16 protein-coding genes and 1 pseudogene are annotated in these 16,324 nt (G+C 60.3%); 11 read left to right on the plus strand and 6 right to left on the minus strand.

The features are described from left to right. Positions 1-22 precede the first annotated feature (22 nt). Positions 23-970 carry a DnaJ C-terminal domain-containing protein gene (locus ACYZTL_RS12615; protein ID WP_461952062.1) on the minus strand — a complete coding sequence of 316 codons (948 nt, stop codon included), beginning with the start codon at positions 968-970 and terminating at the stop codon, positions 23-25. Between the two features lies 1 nt (position 971). Here ACYZTL_RS12615 and ACYZTL_RS12620 point away from each other — a divergent pair, with 1 nt between their 5' ends. After that, positions 972-1,169 (plus strand): hypothetical protein, encoded by a 198-nt coding sequence (locus ACYZTL_RS12620; RefSeq protein ID WP_461952063.1) that lies wholly within the window; start codon positions 972-974, stop codon positions 1,167-1,169. A gap of 76 nt (positions 1,170-1,245) precedes the next feature. Continuing rightward, the gene (locus ACYZTL_RS12625) at positions 1,246-2,520 is read left to right on the plus strand and encodes an Hsp70 family protein (RefSeq protein ID WP_461952064.1); all 1,275 of its coding nucleotides are present in this window, start codon (positions 1,246-1,248) and stop codon (positions 2,518-2,520) included. Positions 2,521-2,652: 132 nt separating this feature from the next. On the opposite strand, the gene ACYZTL_RS12630 is transcribed toward ACYZTL_RS12625, so the two are convergent. Together ACYZTL_RS12630 and ACYZTL_RS12635 are read right to left on the minus strand one after the other, a co-directional pair. Further along, the gene (locus ACYZTL_RS12630; RefSeq protein WP_461952065.1) at positions 2,653-3,666 is read right to left on the minus strand and encodes an AI-2E family transporter; all 1,014 of its coding nucleotides are present in this window, start codon (positions 3,664-3,666) and stop codon (positions 2,653-2,655) included. Between the two features lie 193 nt (positions 3,667-3,859). Then, a complete protein-coding gene (locus ACYZTL_RS12635; RefSeq protein ID WP_461952066.1) occupies positions 3,860-4,654 on the minus strand; it encodes an AraC family transcriptional regulator in 795 nt (264 codons plus the stop codon). Positions 4,655-4,750: 96 nt separating this feature from the next. On the opposite strand from ACYZTL_RS12635, the gene ACYZTL_RS12640 reads away from it, so the two are divergent. Beyond that, the gene (locus ACYZTL_RS12640; RefSeq protein WP_461952067.1) at positions 4,751-5,638 is read left to right on the plus strand and encodes a DMT family transporter; all 888 of its coding nucleotides are present in this window, start codon (positions 4,751-4,753) and stop codon (positions 5,636-5,638) included. A gap of 102 nt (positions 5,639-5,740) precedes the next feature. Here the strand turns inward: ACYZTL_RS12640 and ACYZTL_RS12645 are convergent, their stop codons facing one another. Further along, entirely contained in the window at positions 5,741-6,631 is an 891-nt protein-coding gene (locus ACYZTL_RS12645) for an esterase/lipase family protein (RefSeq protein ID WP_461952068.1), read from the minus strand. Between the two features lie 226 nt (positions 6,632-6,857). Between ACYZTL_RS12645 and ACYZTL_RS12650 the strand changes: the two are divergent. After that, a pseudogene (locus ACYZTL_RS12650) lies at positions 6,858-6,956 on the plus strand (bacterioferritin); the annotation flags it as partial. A 102-nt stretch (positions 6,957-7,058) separates the two neighbouring features. Here the strand turns inward: ACYZTL_RS12650 and ACYZTL_RS12655 are convergent. Further along, positions 7,059-9,134, minus strand: a complete 2,076-nt coding sequence (locus ACYZTL_RS12655; RefSeq protein WP_461952069.1) for an AsmA family protein — start codon at positions 9,132-9,134, stop codon at positions 7,059-7,061. 386 nt (positions 9,135-9,520) lie between these two features. On the opposite strand from ACYZTL_RS12655, the gene ACYZTL_RS12660 reads away from it, so the two are divergent. From ACYZTL_RS12660 to ACYZTL_RS12690, 7 genes are all read left to right on the plus strand, one after another. Beyond that, complete coding sequence (locus ACYZTL_RS12660; RefSeq protein ID WP_461952070.1) at positions 9,521-9,991, plus strand: hypothetical protein; 471 nt, start codon at positions 9,521-9,523, stop codon at positions 9,989-9,991. Between the two features lie 172 nt (positions 9,992-10,163). Then, positions 10,164-10,796: a TetR family transcriptional regulator gene (locus ACYZTL_RS12665; RefSeq protein WP_461952071.1), complete on the plus strand. Its 633-nt coding sequence runs from the start codon at positions 10,164-10,166 to the stop codon at positions 10,794-10,796. Positions 10,797-11,035: 239 nt separating this feature from the next. Continuing rightward, positions 11,036-11,536: an urease accessory protein UreE gene (gene ureE / locus ACYZTL_RS12670; RefSeq protein WP_461952072.1), complete on the plus strand. Its 501-nt coding sequence runs from the start codon at positions 11,036-11,038 to the stop codon at positions 11,534-11,536. Then, complete coding sequence (locus ACYZTL_RS12675; protein ID WP_461952073.1) at positions 11,533-12,207, plus strand: urease accessory protein UreF; 675 nt, start codon at positions 11,533-11,535, stop codon at positions 12,205-12,207. The genes ureE and ACYZTL_RS12675 overlap by 4 nt, the downstream gene beginning before the upstream one ends. A gap of 23 nt (positions 12,208-12,230) precedes the next feature. Continuing rightward, entirely contained in the window at positions 12,231-12,845 is a 615-nt protein-coding gene (gene ureG / locus ACYZTL_RS12680; RefSeq protein WP_461952074.1) for an urease accessory protein UreG, read from the plus strand. A gap of 34 nt (positions 12,846-12,879) precedes the next feature. Further along, on the plus strand, positions 12,880-13,452 hold the full coding sequence (locus tag ACYZTL_RS12685; protein ID WP_461952075.1) for a HupE/UreJ family protein: 573 nt from the start codon (positions 12,880-12,882) through the stop codon (positions 13,450-13,452). Between the two features lie 188 nt (positions 13,453-13,640). Next, a complete protein-coding gene (locus tag ACYZTL_RS12690) occupies positions 13,641-14,768 on the plus strand; it encodes an AGE family epimerase/isomerase (RefSeq protein ID WP_461952076.1) in 1,128 nt (375 codons plus the stop codon). 112 nt (positions 14,769-14,880) lie between these two features. Here ACYZTL_RS12690 and ACYZTL_RS12695 read toward each other — a convergent pair whose 3' ends face one another. Continuing rightward, positions 14,881-15,651 (minus strand): SDR family oxidoreductase, encoded by a 771-nt coding sequence (locus tag ACYZTL_RS12695; RefSeq protein ID WP_461952077.1) that lies wholly within the window; start codon positions 15,649-15,651, stop codon positions 14,881-14,883. Between the last annotated feature and the right edge of the window lie 673 nt (positions 15,652-16,324).

Consider the following 16,324-nt stretch of genomic DNA (forward strand, 5'->3'; position numbering starts at 1 on the left):
ATGGGCTACTCCGTCTCTTGGATCAGAAGTGTTCTCTGGGGTTGAACGCAGCTTTTTTCGCGAGTTCCTGCCACAACGCCTTGACCTCGTCGTCTGCAGCTTTAGGCATGACCGCCTTGAGTTGCACGAACAGGTAACCCCGTTGCCCGGCCTTGTTCAGCAAACCGTGGCCCTTGGCGCGCATGCGCTGGCCGTTCTGGCTGCCGGCCGGCACCTTGAGGTTGATCCTGCCTGTCAGTGTAGGCACGGCCACTTCGGTGCCCAACGCCAATTCCCATGGCGCCAGCGGCAGGGTGATGATCAGGTTCTCGCCTTCGACGTCGAATTTCGGGTGCGGCGCAAACCGGATGGTCAGGTACAGGTCGCCATTCGCCCCGCCACCGATGCCCGGTGCGCCCTGGCCCTTGAGACGGATGCGCTCGCCATCGGTCACGCCGGCCGGGATTTTCACGTTCAGGCTTTTGCTGGTGTTGCTGACATGCTGGCCGGCCGCGTTGTACTGCGGCACTTTGAAGGTGACCTTCTTCGATTCGTTGGAGAGGGTTTCTTCCAGAAAAATCGCTAATTCCATTTCCACGTCTTGCCCTCTACGCCCGGCGCTGCGGCCCGACTGTCCACCACCAAAACCCGGACCACGGTTACCGAAGATCGAACTGAAAAAGTCCGAGAAATCGCCCGAGTCCTGACCGCCACCGAAACCACCGGCACCACGCCCCTGCCAACCCGGCGGGCCCTGGAACGGTTGGCCGTGCTGGCCATATTTGCGCAAGTCGTCGTATTCGGCGCGCTTGTCGGCGCTTTTCAGCGCTTCATAGGCTTCCGAGGCGTCCTTGAACCTGGACTCGGCGTCCTTTTCCTTGCTGACGTCGGGGTGGTATTTACGCGCCAGCTTGCGATAAGCCGCCTTGATCGTCTTATCGTCCGCGGTCGGTTCCACACCGAGAATCTTGTAATAGTCTTTGAAGTCCATCGTGGGAATCACCATCCATTATCAAAATCGCGCCGTCACCGGCAGCATGCGCTCATTGGCAGCCGCAGGGTTGACCGATCTCAAGTGTTTATCGGCAGCGGTGGGCGGTTTTTGCGACCGTCCAATGGCTGCCAGGCTCAATGCAGACAAGTTTGGGGCATCCGGCCAGCTTATCAAGGCGCTATTAGCTGCGATTTAGCGGATAGTCGGCCTTCGAATCTGCGCCGCACTGGCATACACTGCGCGGCCGTTTTTTTAACCGGAACCTGAAAGACATGAAAAACGCATCTCCAGCCCGTGCCTGTGGTATCGACTTCGGCACGTCCAACTCCACCGTCGGCTGGCTGCGCCCCGGCATGGAAACGCTGATCGCGCTGGAGGACGACAAGATCACCCTGCCGTCGGTGGTCTTCTTCAACATGGAAGAACGCCGCCCGGTGTACGGCCGGCTGGCGCTGCACGAGTACCTGGAAGGCTACGAAGGCCGGCTGATGCGCTCGCTCAAGAGCCTGCTGGGTTCCAAGCTGATCAAGCACGACACCAGCGTGCTCGGCACAGCGATGCCGTTCAAGGACCTGCTCGGGCTGTTTATCGGCCAACTGAAGAAGCGCGCCGAAACGGCGGCCGGTCGCGAATTCGACGAAGTGGTGCTGGGTCGTCCGGTGTTCTTCGTCGACGACGACGAAATGGCCGACCAGGAAGCGGAAAACACCCTGGTGGACGTGGCCCGCGCCATCGGCTTCAAGGATGTGTCGTTCCAGTACGAACCGATTGCGGCGGCGTTCGACTATGAGTCGACCATCGAAAAGGAAGAGCTGGTACTGATCGTCGACATCGGCGGTGGTACGTCGGACTTCTCGCTGGTGCGCCTGTCCCCGGAGCGCCGCAACCACGACAACCGCCACGACGACATCCTCGCCACCGGCGGCGTGCACATCGGCGGGACCGATTTCGACAAGCAACTGAGCCTGCAAGGCCTGATGCCGCTGTTCGGCTACGGCAGCCGCATGAAGAGCGGCGCCTACATGCCGACCAGCCACCACATGAACCTGGCGACCTGGCACACCATCAACTCGGTGTACTCACAGAAATCGACCTTGGCCTTGGGCAGCATGCGTTACGACATCGAAGACACCGGCGGCATCGATCGCCTGTTCAAGCTGATCGACCAGCGCGCCGGGCATTGGCTGGCGATGGAAGTGGAAGAAACCAAGATCCAGCTGACCCACGCCGACAGCCGCCATGTGCCGCTGGACCGCATCGAGCCGGGCCTTAGCGTCGAGCTGAGCCGGGCACTGTTCGAAGGGGCCATCGACAACCTGCTGGAGCGCGTGCGCAACAGCGTGACCCAAATGCTCAACGACGCCAACGTGCGGGTCGATCAGGTGGACACCGTGTTCTTCACGGGTGGTTCAAGCGGGATTCCGGCGTTGCGCAACAGTGTGTCGGCGATGTTGCCGAATGCGCAGCATGTGGAAGGGAACATCTTTGGCAGTATCGGCAGCGGTTTGGCGATCGAAGCGGCCAAACGTTACGGCCCGATGGACTGAGGTTAAACCCTGTGGCGAGGGAGCTTGCTCCCGCTGGACTGCGTAGCAGTCCCCTACTTTTTAGGGATAAACGGGGCCGCTTCGCGGCCCAGCGGGAGCAAGCTCCCTCGCCACAGGTTTGATCAAAACCGATCAAACCATCCCCACCTGCTTCAACTCACTCTTCAGATACGCGTAATAAATCGGCCCCGCCACCACCCCCGGCAGGCCGAACGCGGCCTCGAACACCAGCATCGCCAGCAGCAACTCCCACGACTTGGCACTGATCTGCCCGCCGACAATGCGCGCGTTGAGGAAGTATTCGAGCTTGTGGATAACAATCAGGTAACCCAACGCCGCCACCGCGACCCAGATCGACAGCGACAAACCGACGATGGTGATCAGCGTGTTCGACATCAGGTTGCCGATCACCGGCAGCAGGCCGAGCAGGAAGGTCAGCACGATCAGGGTCTTGGTCAGCGGCAGTTTGATGCCGAACATCGGCAGGACCACCGCCAGGAAAATCCCGGTGAAGAAGGTGTTGAGCAGGGAAATCTTGATCTGGGCGAACACGATGTTGCGGAACGCCTGCACCAGCAGGTGCAGACGCTCGAACAGTGCGGCGGCCAGCGGCTTGCGCTTGGTCACGTCCGGCACCCGTTGCAGGGCGATGATCGCCCCGAGCACCATGCCAATCAGCAACGTCACGAACATGTGCGCCGCGTCTTTGCCGACGAGCTGCAAGTCGCTGAGGTGCTTGCTCATCCACTCGCCGATGGCCACGCGGAACTCGGCGGCGCTGGCGGGCAGGTAGGCGTCGATGAACGGTGGCAATTGCCCGCGCGCACGATCGACCACGACCATGAATTTGTCGAGGGAAGCGCCTGGGTTTTCCGCTTCGTGCAGCAGGAAGCTGATGGCGCCGGCAAAGATCAGCGCCAGCACACTCACCACTAACGTCCCCAGCAACGCCACCGCCAGCCAGCGCGCACGCCGACCTTCGATCAGCCGCTGCAATTGCGGGGTGAGCATGTTGACCAGTTCGAAAACCAGCAGGCCGGCCAACAGGCTTGGCAACAAGCGCAGCGGAATCACCAGCAACAAGCCACCGAAGATGATGACCCAACTGATGAGCAACAAGACTTGGCGTTGAGAAAACGTTGGCATACAGCCTCAAAACGAACGGCGTAAAAGGATTGGCAGTCTGCCAGCGTTCGGGTGCCAGCACTAGGGATTGTGTGGGTCGACCTTGGTCGGGGCTTCAGGCTATTTTTGCAGCGCCCTTGCCGGCCTCTTCGCGGTAGCGTCGGCTTGCCGTGCCGAGGGGCGTGGCCTCGTTCTGGAGTGTAGAAAAAACCTGTTACACCTTCCTGCTCTCGAGGTGGCTGCGTCGGTACTGCTCCGGCGTGCATCCGGCCTGACGTTGAAACATCGCGATGAACGCCGAACCGGTGCTGTAACCCATGTCGAAAGCGATCTCCTGAATGCTGCGTTGACTGTCCAGCGCTTCGATCGCCGCCAGAAAGCGCAAGCGCTGCCGCCATTCGCCGAAACTCATGCCCAGTTCGCGCACAAACTGCCGCGCCAGCGTGCGCTCGCTGACATGGATCTGCGCAGCCCACGCCGACAGAGGCCGGTTATCTCCGGGTTCAGTCTGCAAGGCTTCCAGAATGCCGAACAGCCCGGGGCTGCTGGCGTAGGGCAAGTAACACTCGTGAATGGGGGCCTGTTGCAGTTGATCCACCAGTACTTGAGCCAGGCGCTTGTCCGCAGCCTGTTCGGGAATCTTCACGTCGCGGGCGGCGAAGTCCTTGAGGATCGCTTTGAGAATGTCGCTGATCGCCAGGGTGCAGGCCTGCTGTGGCAGTTCCTGGCAGAGCGCCGGCGCAAGGCAGACCGCTCGGTAGTTGATCGGTTGATTGCTGTAGAAACTGTGCTCGATCTGCGGCGGCACCCACACGGCGTATTGCGGCGGCGACATGAAGCGGCTGCTGCCGATTTCCATGTGCAAGACACCGTTGGCCGAGTATTCCAGCGTGCCCCAGGGGTGACGGTGGGTCGAGGCATATTCGTGAGTATCGAAGTCGGCATAACGGAAGTAGACCGGCGAAGGCAGTTCGCTGAAGTCCAGCAGGTCGATGTGTTTGCTGTTCATGCTGTCCGTCATCCGGGGCGGGTTGTCTGGATCGAAGTATAGGCTTTCATCCAGACAGGCGATAATCACCCCTCATTAACGTTCTGGTTTTTTCCGATGCAATACGCTTATCCCCTGCTGGCCATTTTCATTTGGGCCGGCAACACCGTGATCACCAAAATGTCGGCCGGCGCGATCTTCCCCGCCGAAATCGGTTTTTATCGCTGGCTGCTGGCCGGATTGCTGTTCACGCCGTTCATGCTTAAACCCGTCATCGCCCATTGGTCGGCCATTCGCCCGAACCTGGGGAAGATTTTCATCCTCGGCGTGCTGGGCATGGCGGTTTATCAAAGCCTGGCGTATTTCGCGGCGACACTGACGTCGGCCACTAATATGGGGATCATCCTGTCGCTGATGCCGTTGATGTCGCTGGCCATGGCCATCGTCAGTCTCGGCCAGCGCCTGACCGCGGGTGCGTTGGCCGGCGCGGTGCTGTCGTTTGCCGGTGTGTTGGTGGTGGTGTCGTCCGGCAGCCTCGGTGCGCTGATCGAACACGGGGTGAATCTGGGCGATGCGATGATGCTGATCGCCACGCTGGCCTACGCGATCTACAGCACGCTGCTGAAAAAATGGCAGCTACGTTTGCCGCCACTGGTGTTGTTGTATTTGCAGGTGTGGGTGGCGGTGCTGGTGCTGTTTCCGCTGTTTGTCGCGTCACCGAAAATCGGCCCGACGTTGCAGAACATTCCGCTGGTGCTGTACGCCTGCCTGCTGGCCTCGATGGTTGCGCCGCTGGCGTGGATGCAGGCCGTGGTGCGCCTGGGGCCGAGCCGGACGACGCAGTTTTTCAATCTGCTGCCGGTGATCACGGCGTTGATTGCGGCGTTGGTGCTGCATGAACAGTTGGCGATGTATCACCTGGTGGGCGGGGTGTTGACGTTGGGTGGGGTGATCGTTTCGGAGCGTTGGACCACGGTGTTGGGCCGAAAGGTCAGTGTTGCCTGAACTGTGGCGAGGGGATTTATCCCCGTTGGGCTGCGAAGCGGCCCCAAAAAAAGGGACTGCTACGCAGTCCAACGGGGATAAATCCCCTCGCCACAACGCGGGCTAAACCCCCGCCGCTTTTAACCGCGCCGCATGCTCGACAAACAACCGGACCGGCTCGGCCCCCTTCCCCACCAGTCCCAGCGACTGATTGACGATGTCGAAGTGATCCAGCGGATATTCATCGCCAATTACCGTTCCCAGATGCGAGCTGTAACGCCCGACCATCCCGTCGCAATGCCCGACTTCGCGCACGAAGGTTTTGGCAAGCAACCGACAACTGCAATTGGTCCCGTCGAACAGATTGCGCCCACGATCGGTTTTACCCGGCTGCAAAGTGCCGGACCACGAGTAATAGCGCACGCCGTTGACCTCTTCCGGCCCATGCCCGCCCCAAGTGTCAGGCAAGCCCTGTGGATAACGCTGGTTGAACAGCGCCACGCCTTCTGTCATCAGTGAATGATGGGAAGCATGGATATCAACCGGCAGCTTCGGCCCGCGATAACCGGTTTCCAGCAGGCTCATCAGCGCACTGATCCACCGCAGCAAAACGCTGAGCAATCGCCCCTGGGCGCTATCTCCCGGATAGTGTTTGTGCAGGTAATCCGCCAGTTCCGAACCGTGATTGGGCCCGGCCACCGACGTCACCGAAGCCACCCGGTCCGGGCGCTTGGCGGCGGCGTAACGGGCGGTGAGCGCGCCCTGGCTATGGCCGATCAGGTTGACCTTCTCGGCCCCGGTTTCGCGCAGAATCTCCTCGATCCGCGCCAGCAACTGCTCGCCACGTACCTCGTTCGAATTGAGCGGCGAGACTTGCACCGCAATCACCGTCGCCCCGCCCTGGCGCAACGCCGAGATAATCCCGTACCAGTACGGATAAAGCACCAGACGGATAAACCCGAACATTCCCGGGACCAGCACCAACGGATAACGCGTGGCAGAACCTTGCGACATGAACGGACATCCTAGTGATCGGTGAGGTGACGCAAGGCTGAATGCAGGACAGCAGCCAAGCATCGACATCAAAAATGACAACTCGACGACCAGTCTATGACAATCAGCGACGGCCCGAACCGGGTGAAGCCATCGGCGTACACACATACCCCTGTAGGCGCTGGCGCAGCCTGCGATCTTTGAGATCGGCGCTGTAGTTTTCGGTCACCGCGCCATTCAGTACATCGGCGAAAAAGCCCCGACCACCCGGCGCATCTTCGAAGACATCCTGGCTCAGGAAGAAGAGCATGCGGATGATATGGCGGACATTCTGAAAGATTTGTAGCGCCTGACAGACCGCTTTCGCGAGCAAGCCCGCTCCCACAGGTCGGTGATCTCCTGTGGGAGCGGGCTTGCTCGCGAAAGCGTCTTCAAAGACGCCGTAGATTTACTTGGTGGGCTTAACGGTAACTGGCACCTTGCCCGCCTTCATCTGTTGCAGCAACGGCACACACTGATTCGGCTCACCACCACTCGGTGCCACCAGCGCCAGCAACCCCGCCGCTGGCGCAGCAATCACACCCAGCGCCACCATCCCCGCCCCTCGCAGTATCAGCGGCACCGCTTTCACACCGGCATCCGGCTTGATGAACTTGCCCCGCACGTACAGCGGCGAGCGCAACGAAATCAGGCGCCAGCCCTTGGATTCCGGGGTAACCGTCAAATCCAGTTGCTCAGTCGCCATGTTCGCCGTGCCATCGATGTAGATGATCGCGTTCTCGGTATCGAAGACAAACAGGCGCGTGGTTGCCAGGCCGGTCTTGATGTCGAAGTCGGCCGCCGCGCAATTGATCTTCACTTCCTTGTCACCAAAGATCCTGCCGACCACATAGTTGCCGACGTTGAGCCCGGCCAGTTCCATCAACTCGCGACTGATCGCGCCGTCGTTGATCAGCATTTTCAGATTGCCATTGGCGGTGCCCAGCAGTTTGGCCACTGAGTTGCCGCGACCGCTGATGTCGGCATCGCCGTTAAGCTCGCCGAAACTGGTCTTCATCGGCTCAAACGTCGGGAACAACTGCTTGAGTTTGAACCCGCGCGCGGTGAGTTTGGCATTGCCTTCCAACGGCTCGGTGCGACCGTTCAGGCGAATCTGCGCCTCCAGCTTGCCGCCAGCCACGCCGAAGCGCAGGGGTTCGAGGCTGAGCACGCCATCGGTCAACACCAGGTGGGTATAAAGGTCATTGAACGGCAGTTTTGCACTGTGGACGATGCGTTTGCCTGTGAATTCGACATCCGCGTCCATGTCGCGCCAGCGCTCGGTCTTGAACTCTTCGACCGGCAACACCTTGTCCGCCGGCTGCTTGCTTTCACCGCCACGGGCCTTTTGTTTGGCGTTGGAGTCGGCGCCGATCAACGGCGCAAGGTCAGCAAACAACAGTTGATTGGAAATCAGCGAACCACTGAGTTTCGGTCGTGGCTGGCTGGCGACATAGGCCAGGCTGCCATGAATGTCGCTCTCGCCGATCTTGCCGTTGAACTCTTCATAACGGAACACCGCGCCGCCCGCTTCGTGCAGCTTGGCGATCAAGTGGCCGTCAGTGGCGTAGGGCGGTGAATCCGGCAGGGTCACGCCGGTCAGCGGATAGAGGTTGCCGAGGCTGCTGCCGGCCAGTTTCAGGCGCAGGTCCAATGCGCCGAGATTGAGCGGATCGGTCAGCGTGCCCGCCAGTTCGATATTGGTATCAGCGATCTTTACCTGGGCCTGGAGCGGGAACGGTCGGGCCGAATCCTGCAAGGCCAACAGACCGCCGATCTTGCCTTCGCCAGCGAGTTTCTGGCCGTGGTATTGGCCTTTGACCTTCAGCGCAAACGCGTAGTCCTGAGGTGCAGCGCCCTTCTCCTGCGCGGTTTTCGCTGCTTTGTCGCCGACGATATCGCTGAACGGAATCGGTTTGCCCAATGGGTCGATGATCAGGTCGAGCTGCGTTTTCAGGCTCTGGTCGTCAAGGGTGACGTGGCCCTTGTCAAAGCCGATTGCGCCGATGTCCACCACCCAGCTGGAAGGCTCGGCATTCGGGTCTTTCGGGTCGAACTTGAACGTCCAGTTCGCGCGGCCATCGGCCAGGCGTTGGAGCTCTGCGTTCGGTTCGGTCAAGTCAATGCGCGGGATCGTCACGCGTTGCGCCAACAAGGCCAGCGGCGAAATGCGCAGCTGGACGCGTTTGAGCGTGACCATCTGCGGCTGCTTCGACCAGTCCGGATTGCCGAGGCTCAGGTCCTCCGCCACCACATGCGGCCATGGCACCCAGGCGCGCCATCCACCTTCGTCGAGCTCACGCCGCCAGACCACCGCGAGGTTGCCATTGATGGCAAACGGTCGATGCAGCTCTTCGGAGACTTTGTTGTTAATGGTCGGTTTGATCCGGTTCCAATCGAAGAACACGATGATCAGAACCAGTATCGCCAGCAGCACAACCAGGCTGGCAAAGGTCCATGCAAAAATTTTCGGGGTGCGCGTCATTGCACAGGGCTCCTGAAGACGACTGAGCGCCATGACTGCGACGCACGTGTGAAACGTTAGGCCAGAACCGGCCGGCCATGAAACCTAGGACTGGGAAATGGCGCTCAGGTTTAACCGAAATACGGCTTAACGCTCAAATAATCGGTCGGGGACACCCTGCTCTCGAATCCGGCGTTACCGCCCCCGCACTTTTGCGCGGCGCCTGTGGGTCGAAACTACCCACATCAGGCGAAAAAGTTCGCCGGAAACACCCGTTCTAGAGCGCCTGCACGGAACAATCAATTCCGTTGATTATTACCATTGCGTTTATGAACTTTTATATCGACTTATCGAGAGTAGCATTGCTCTCGTACCCACTTTAAAGCCCTCCTACGGAGCACCCCATTATGAAACGCCAATTACTGCTTAGCCTTACCCTCTCCATGCTGGCCAGCACCGCTTTCGCTTTGCCAGCTGCCGATCAGGCAACCCCACAAGTGAAATCCGCCCATTCGGTGTTCAGCCAGACCGTTGCCGAAGGTGGTAATGAACGCCTGAAAGAAAAAGGCCTGATCACTCAGGATGGCTCAGACCGTACTCCACAAGGTCAAACCCTGGCGGCTGACGGTTCCGAACGCACTCCACAAGGCCAAACCCTGGCTGCTGACGGCTCCGAACGCACTCCACAAGGCCAAACCTTGGCTGCTGACGGCTCCGAACGCACCCCACAAGGCCAAACCCTGGCTGCTGACGGCTCCGAACGCACCCCACAAGGTCAAACCCTCGCTGCTGACGGCTCCGAACGCACCCCACAAGGTCAAACCCTCGCTGAAGGTGGTGGTGACCGCGTGATCGAACGCAACAGCGCTTTGAGCTAAGCCCATGGCGGCCGTGAAAAAAAGCCCAATCCACGGATTGGGCTTTTGACTTTATAGAAGCACCCTTTCCCCACCCTGCCCCCCCCTTTTTGTTATCCCCGATAGTCGTTCGACGCCAGCAAAGCCGATTTGCTAGAGTGCGTCGCTATCTTGTCCAGAAAACACCCTTGCGATGCTGCCCCGCGCCGAACAGAAACAACAAACCCGTAACGCCCTGATGGACGCTGCCCGCCATTTGATGGAATGCGGCCGAGGATTCGGCAGCCTGAGCCTGCGCGAAGTGGCGAAGACCGCCGGCATCGTCCCCACCGGTTTCTACCGGCATTTCGCCGATATGGATGAGCTGGGCCTGGTGCTGGTGAGCGAAGTCGGTCAGACCTTCCGCGAAACCATCCGCCTGGTGCGCCACAACGAGTTCGTGATGGGCGGCATCATCGACGCCTCGGTGCGGATCTTTCTCGACGTGGTGTCAGCCAATCGTTCGCAATTCCTGTTTCTCGCCCGCGAGCAGTACGGCGGTTCGCTGCCGGTGCGCCTGGCCATCGGCCGGTTGCGCGAAGACATCAGCTCGGATCTGGCGGCCGACCTGTCGCTGATGCCGAAGCTGCAACATCTGGACATCGCCGGGCTGAGCGTCATGGCCGATCTCATCGTTAAAAGCGTGTTCGCAACCTTGCCGGAAATTATTGATCCTCCGGCAGAAGCGTTGCCCGAACATCTGACGCCGCAGGCGAAGATTACCCAGCAGCTGCGCTTTATCTTCATCGGCCTCAAGCACTGGCAAGGCCTCGGCAGCACCGAGTAATGCCTGAAAAGATCGCAGCCTTCGGCAGCTCCTACAGAGAATTGCGCTCCATGTAGGAGCTGCCGCAGGCTGCGATCTTTTTTGTGCGCGGCAAATTGGTGCATCCAAGTGTGACGCGCACCAAATTGCCGCAACCTTCCGACACACCCACTCAGCGCCGACAGGCATTTCCTACACTCCCCCCGATTGGCAAGCCCCTTGCTCTAACCACAGCAATGTCCATTGCTGGAAGCCTTCCGATGCTGGTGATTCATCGCAGAATCGACCCTCAACCCGTCTGGGCCGCTGTATTGCACCTGACCTTCGAAGCCCGGAGCAAAAGCCGTTTGCGCTGTTTCAGTGCCGAGGGTGAAGACGTCGGGTTATTTTTGGAGCGCGGTCAGCCGCCGCTGTATGACGGCGAATGCCTGGAAGCCGAGGACGGTCGCATCGTCCGCGTCTGCGCCCGCCCCGAACAACTGCTGCACGTCACCTGCGCCAACGCTTTCGAGCTGACCCGTGCGGCGTATCACCTCGGCAATCGCCACGTCGCCCTGCAAGTCGGTGATGGCTGGCTGCGCCTGCTCGATGATTACGTGCTCAAGGCGATGCTCGAGCAACTCGGCGCCCACACCGAGAGTATCGAAGCACCCTTCCAGCCTGAGCACGGCGCCTATGGTGGCGGTCATCACCACTCCCGGCATGGCGACGAAGACTTCAACTATCCGCCGAAACTGCATCAGTTCGGCGTACGCCTATGAACCCGGCCTGGGCGCTGTTGCGCCTGGCCAGTCCGCAATTGCCGATTGGCGGCTACAGCTATTCCCAAGGGCTGGAAATGGCGGTGGATAACGGCCGGGTGAATGATGCCGACAGCGCACGTCGCTGGATCAGCGATCAGTTACTGCTGAATCTGGCGCGTTTCGAAGCGCCGTTGCTGCTCGCCCATTGTGTGGCCGCCGCCGATGAACACTGGGGCGAACTGTTGCAACGCTGCGAAGAACACCGCGCCAGTCGGGAAACCCGCGAGTTGCATCAGGAAAGCCGGCAGATGGGTTATTCCTTGCAACAACTGCTCAACGGTTTGCCGGAACTCGATGCATCGGCCCGCGCCTTTCTCGAACAACGTTCCGAACCGCACCTGGCCCTCGGCTGGGCGCTGGCCGCGCGCGCCTGGCACATCACCCCGCAAGACGCCCTGGCCGCGTGGCTCTGGAGCTGGCTGGAAAACCAGTTGGCGGTGCTGATGAAAACCCTGCCACTGGGCCAGCAAGCCGCGCAACGCCTGACCAGCGAACTGCTGCCGCTGCTGCAGGAAGCCCAGCAGAACGCCACCCGAATCAACCCCGAACACTATGGCAGCGCCGCTTTCGGCCTGTCCCTGGCGTGCATGGCCCATGAGCGCCAGTACAGCCGTCTGTTCCGTTCCTAGGGCCTGTTATTTTGGAGAATCACATGAACACACAACCTCTGCGCGTCGGCATCGGCGGCCCGGTCGGTTCCGGTAAAACCGCTTTGACTTTGGCCCTGTGCCTGGCGCTGCGCGACCGCTACAACCTGGCGGTCGTGACCAACGACATCTACACCCGCGAAGACGCTGATTTTCTGGTGCGCAACGAAGCCCTGGCGCCGGAGCGGATCATCGGCGTTGAAACCGGTGGCTGCCCGCACACGGCGATCCGCGAAGACGCCTCGATCAACCTTGAAGCCGTGGATCAACTGAACCGTCGCTTTCCGGGGCTGGACCTGATTCTGGTGGAGTCCGGTGGCGACAATCTGTCGGCCACGTTCAGCCCGGAACTGTCGGACCTGACGATCTACGTGATCGACGTTTCTGCCGGCGACAAGCTGCCGCGCAAGGGCGGGCCGGGAATCTGTAAATCCGATCTGCTGGTGATCAACAAGATCGACCTCGCGCCGCTGGTGGGCGCGTCGCTGGAGATGATGGACTGCGACACGAAGCGCATGCGCAACGGCAAACCTTTTGTCTTCAGCAACCAGAAAACCGGGCAGGGCCTGGAAGAAATCATCGCCTTCATCGAACGCCAGGGCCTGCTGACCGCAGCCTGATTACGATCAAACTTATCAACAAGGAAGCTTCTCCATGTCACTTAAACGCATTCTCGGCGCCATGGCCCTGCTGCTGACCCCGGCCATCGCCTTCGCCCACCCCGGTCACGGCGACAATGGTTTGATCGCCGGCATCAGCCACCCGATTGGCGGCCTCGATCACTTGCTGGCGATGATTGCGGTCGGGCTGTGGGCGGCGCAGCAGAAAGGTTCGGCGCGTTGGGCGCTGCCGTGCACGTTTGTCGGCACCCTGCTGATCGGCGGGTTGCTGGGGTTTGAAGGGCTGAACCTGCCAGCGCTGGAAAGCGGGATCGCCGCGTCGGTGCTGGCGCTGGGCCTGGCGGTGGCACTGGCGGTGCGTCCGCCGTTGGGTGTGGCGGTGGGTGCGACGGCGTTGTTTGCGCTGTTCCATGGTGTGGCGCATGGGCTGGAATTGCCGGACATGTCGAGTCCGTGGGCGTATGCCGCGGGGTTTGTGGCGGCGACGGCGGCGTTGCATGCGGCGGGTTATGCGGTGGTTAGAGTGTTGCCGCAGGCGGCAGCGCCGTTGGTTCGTTTGGCGGGCGCGGCTTCGGCGGCGACCGGGGTCTGGTTGCTGGCGGGTTGAATTTGTATTGCCTGTGATGGCCTCTTCGCGAGCAAGTCGAATCGTCGCACCGCCGCTCCCACATTTGTCCTGTGTTCACATTTCTAGTGTGGGAGCGGGCTTGCTCGCGAAGGCGGCCTGACAGACACCATATCTCTCAGGCCTGATAACATGTCGCGCAATCAACCCTGCCGTGACGACGCCAGCCAATGCCGCCTGTTTCCCGCTCCGCTTCCCAACCTGTATTGACCGCTCTGTTCGCCTCGGTGCAACAGCATTTCCAGGATGTAATCGTGCCCCTCTGGCAAGGCCCCGGCTGGAATGCCGAGTTGGCGCTGCCCTACGAGGCGCTGGACGCCGGGCATCAACCATTGCCACCGCAACGCTACCGGGCCATGGCCTGCGCGCGGCAGCTGTATGTGTTTTCCAGCCTGATCGGCCAAGTGCCGGGCGCCGAAGTACGGGCCGCCGCATTGTTCCGCTCGTTACAGCAACATTTCCATGACGCCGAACACGGTGGCTGGTTCTACAGCATCGATCCGCAAGGCGCGCCGCTGGATCAGCGCAAGGATCTCTACACCCACGCCTTCATCCTCTTCGCCTGCGCCCATTACTGGGACAAGGTTCGCGAGCCGCTGGTGGAATCGGTGCTCAATGCCGTGCTGGAAGTGGTTGCGCAGCGTTTCTCCACGGGCGACGGCCTGTACGAAGCCTGCCTTGAACGTGACTGGTCGTCGCTGAACACCGGGCCGCTGCAAAACCCGTTGATGCACCTGGCCGAAGCGTTCCTCGCCACGCTGTCGGTACGCAAAGACGCCGCCGCGCAGGACGCGCTCGTCGAGTTATGCACAGCCCTGCAGAAGCGCTTTATCGATCCGCAGCACGGTGTGCTGATGGAAAAGCCGCTGGGCGCTGTGGATAACTGGTTCGAACCGGGACATCAGTTCGAATGGTATTTCCTGCTGGAGTCTTCGCCGTTGTTGCGCAGTTCGCAGCTGCACGCTTCGCTGGAGCGCGCTTTTGCGTTCACCGAGCAGTCAGGCGTTGATCAATCGACCGGGGCTGTTCGGGCGATGCTCACGCTGGACGGGCATTCGAAGGATGGCACCCAGCGCATCTGGGCTCAGGCCGAATACCTGCGTGCGTTGACGCTGCGTCCCGACAGCGAGACATCGGTGTTGCGCCAGTTGCAGGCGCTGCAACAGCGCTCGCTGCATGCGGGTGGCTGGTACGAGTGTCGCGATGAGAACGGTGAAGTGAGCCGTCAGGACATGCCTTCGACTACGCCTTATCATTTGGCGACCTGCTATCGAGGATTGGCCGACTATCTCGGCTAAATCCTCTGTGGCGAGGGAGCTTGCTCCCGCTGGGCCGCGAAGCGGCCCCGCTTATCCCTAAAAAGAAGGGGACTGCTGCGCAGTCCAGCGGGAGCAAGCTCCCTCGCCACAATTACGCCTTGCCACCATTGCGCTCAATCGCAAACCCGCTCCACGTCTGGCTCACCGGCATCAGCTCAAGGCTATTGATGTTGATGTGTGCCGGCGCATTGAGCACCCAGAAAATGGTCTCAGCGATGTCTTGCGGCTGGATCGGCTCGGCACCGGCGTAGGTCGCGTTGTACCGCTCCTGGTCACCGGCAAAGCGCACCAGCGAGAACTCGCTCTCACACAGGCCCGGCTCGATGTTGCTGACGCGCACGCCCGTGCCTTGCAGGTCGCAGCGCAGGTTCAGTGAGAACTGTTTGACGAACGCCTTGCTCGCGCCATACACGTGACTGCCCGGATACGGATAGTTACCGGCGATGGAACCGAGGTTGATGATGCCGGCGCCACGGCCATGGGCGATCAGGCGCGGCAACAGCAGACGAGTGCTGTACATCAGGCCCTTGATGTTGGTGTCGACCATGGTGTCCCAATCATCAAGGTTACACTTCGGTGCAGGGTCCACGCCGAGCGCCAGACCGGCGTTGTTGATCAGCCCGCGCAGCTTGGCAAAGGACGGCGGCAGGTTGGCAATCGCCTCCTCCATGGCCTTGCGATCACGCACGTCGAGCACCAGGCCATGGACCTCGGTCTGCTTCGACAACTCGGCACACAGCGCATTGAGGCGTTCTTCACGACGACCTGTCAGCACCAGTTTCCAGCCAGCCTCGGCAAAACGACGGGCACAGGCTTCACCAAAACCGGAAGTCGCGCCGGTAATAAACAGGGTGTTGGACATCGTGTTCTCCTCGCTTCGGCCGACGGGCAGCCATTGGAATAAAAAATCAGCTGGCAGCATGCCCGGCCTTGCCGACAGCGGCAACCACCGCAAAAGCTGTACAAAAAACGATCAGAGCCAGCGACGCCATATCCCCCGTGGCCTGTAGCCATGTACGCGCACGTTATCCACAGGCCGATCCACAGTTTCCGGGGGCAAGTGAAAAAGCTGAAAGCCGCTGTGCACAAGGCTTTGCGGGCAGATCACAAAGTTTTTTGCTTGACCCTGAGGTGTTCACTGTGTAGCCCAAGGCATTTTGCACGATGGACCCGGAAAACCAGCGATGGCGCCAAGCCAGTAACTACGGCCCTCAGCCGAGTCTTTCCAGAGTTTAACCACAGACTTATCCACAGGTATCGTCCCTCCGTTTCAGGCTGGTTTCGCAGCCAATAAAAAGATTGACAACGCTGAGCTTCGGTCCCGTAAAAACCACTGATCAAAAAACAACCACATCTCTGCAAGCCACGTATCTAAAGGCCCTCAGCCAGCTGCTCCCACGTTATTCACAGCCAGTTCCACAGCAAACGGGGACAAGTCAAAACCGTGACAAAACAACTATTTGCAGCGGCTTTATGTCGCGCTTTGAGAGCTTGGTAAATTTGTTTTCCACAATTTCCCTTTCCCCTTGATTCCC

It is taken from the genome of Pseudomonas sp. LB3P81, assembly GCF_054897965.1.

Coding starts and splice junctions, on each gene's coding strand:
- ACYZTL_RS12615 (WP_461952062.1), bottom strand. CDS start 970: ATGGACTTCAAAGACTATTACAAGATTCTCGGTGTGGAACCGACCGCG.
- ACYZTL_RS12625 (WP_461952064.1), top strand. CDS start 1,246: ATGAAAAACGCATCTCCAGCCCGTGCCTGTGGTATCGACTTCGGCACG.
- ACYZTL_RS12630 (WP_461952065.1), bottom strand. CDS start 3,666: ATGCCAACGTTTTCTCAACGCCAAGTCTTGTTGCTCATCAGTTGGGTC.
- ACYZTL_RS12635 (WP_461952066.1), bottom strand. CDS start 4,654: ATGAACAGCAAACACATCGACCTGCTGGACTTCAGCGAACTGCCTTCG.
- ACYZTL_RS12640 (WP_461952067.1), top strand. CDS start 4,751: ATGCAATACGCTTATCCCCTGCTGGCCATTTTCATTTGGGCCGGCAAC.
- ACYZTL_RS12645 (WP_461952068.1), bottom strand. CDS start 6,631: ATGTCGCAAGGTTCTGCCACGCGTTATCCGTTGGTGCTGGTCCCGGGA.
- ACYZTL_RS12655 (WP_461952069.1), bottom strand. CDS start 9,134: ATGACGCGCACCCCGAAAATTTTTGCATGGACCTTTGCCAGCCTGGTT.
- ACYZTL_RS12660 (WP_461952070.1), top strand. CDS start 9,521: ATGAAACGCCAATTACTGCTTAGCCTTACCCTCTCCATGCTGGCCAGC.
- ACYZTL_RS12665 (WP_461952071.1), top strand. CDS start 10,164: ATGCTGCCCCGCGCCGAACAGAAACAACAAACCCGTAACGCCCTGATG.
- ureE (WP_461952072.1), top strand. CDS start 11,036: ATGCTGGTGATTCATCGCAGAATCGACCCTCAACCCGTCTGGGCCGCT.
- ACYZTL_RS12675 (WP_461952073.1), top strand. CDS start 11,533: ATGAACCCGGCCTGGGCGCTGTTGCGCCTGGCCAGTCCGCAATTGCCG.
- ureG (WP_461952074.1), top strand. CDS start 12,231: ATGAACACACAACCTCTGCGCGTCGGCATCGGCGGCCCGGTCGGTTCC.
- ACYZTL_RS12685 (WP_461952075.1), top strand. CDS start 12,880: ATGTCACTTAAACGCATTCTCGGCGCCATGGCCCTGCTGCTGACCCCG.
- ACYZTL_RS12690 (WP_461952076.1), top strand. CDS start 13,641: ATGCCGCCTGTTTCCCGCTCCGCTTCCCAACCTGTATTGACCGCTCTG.
- ACYZTL_RS12695 (WP_461952077.1), bottom strand. CDS start 15,651: ATGTCCAACACCCTGTTTATTACCGGCGCGACTTCCGGTTTTGGTGAA.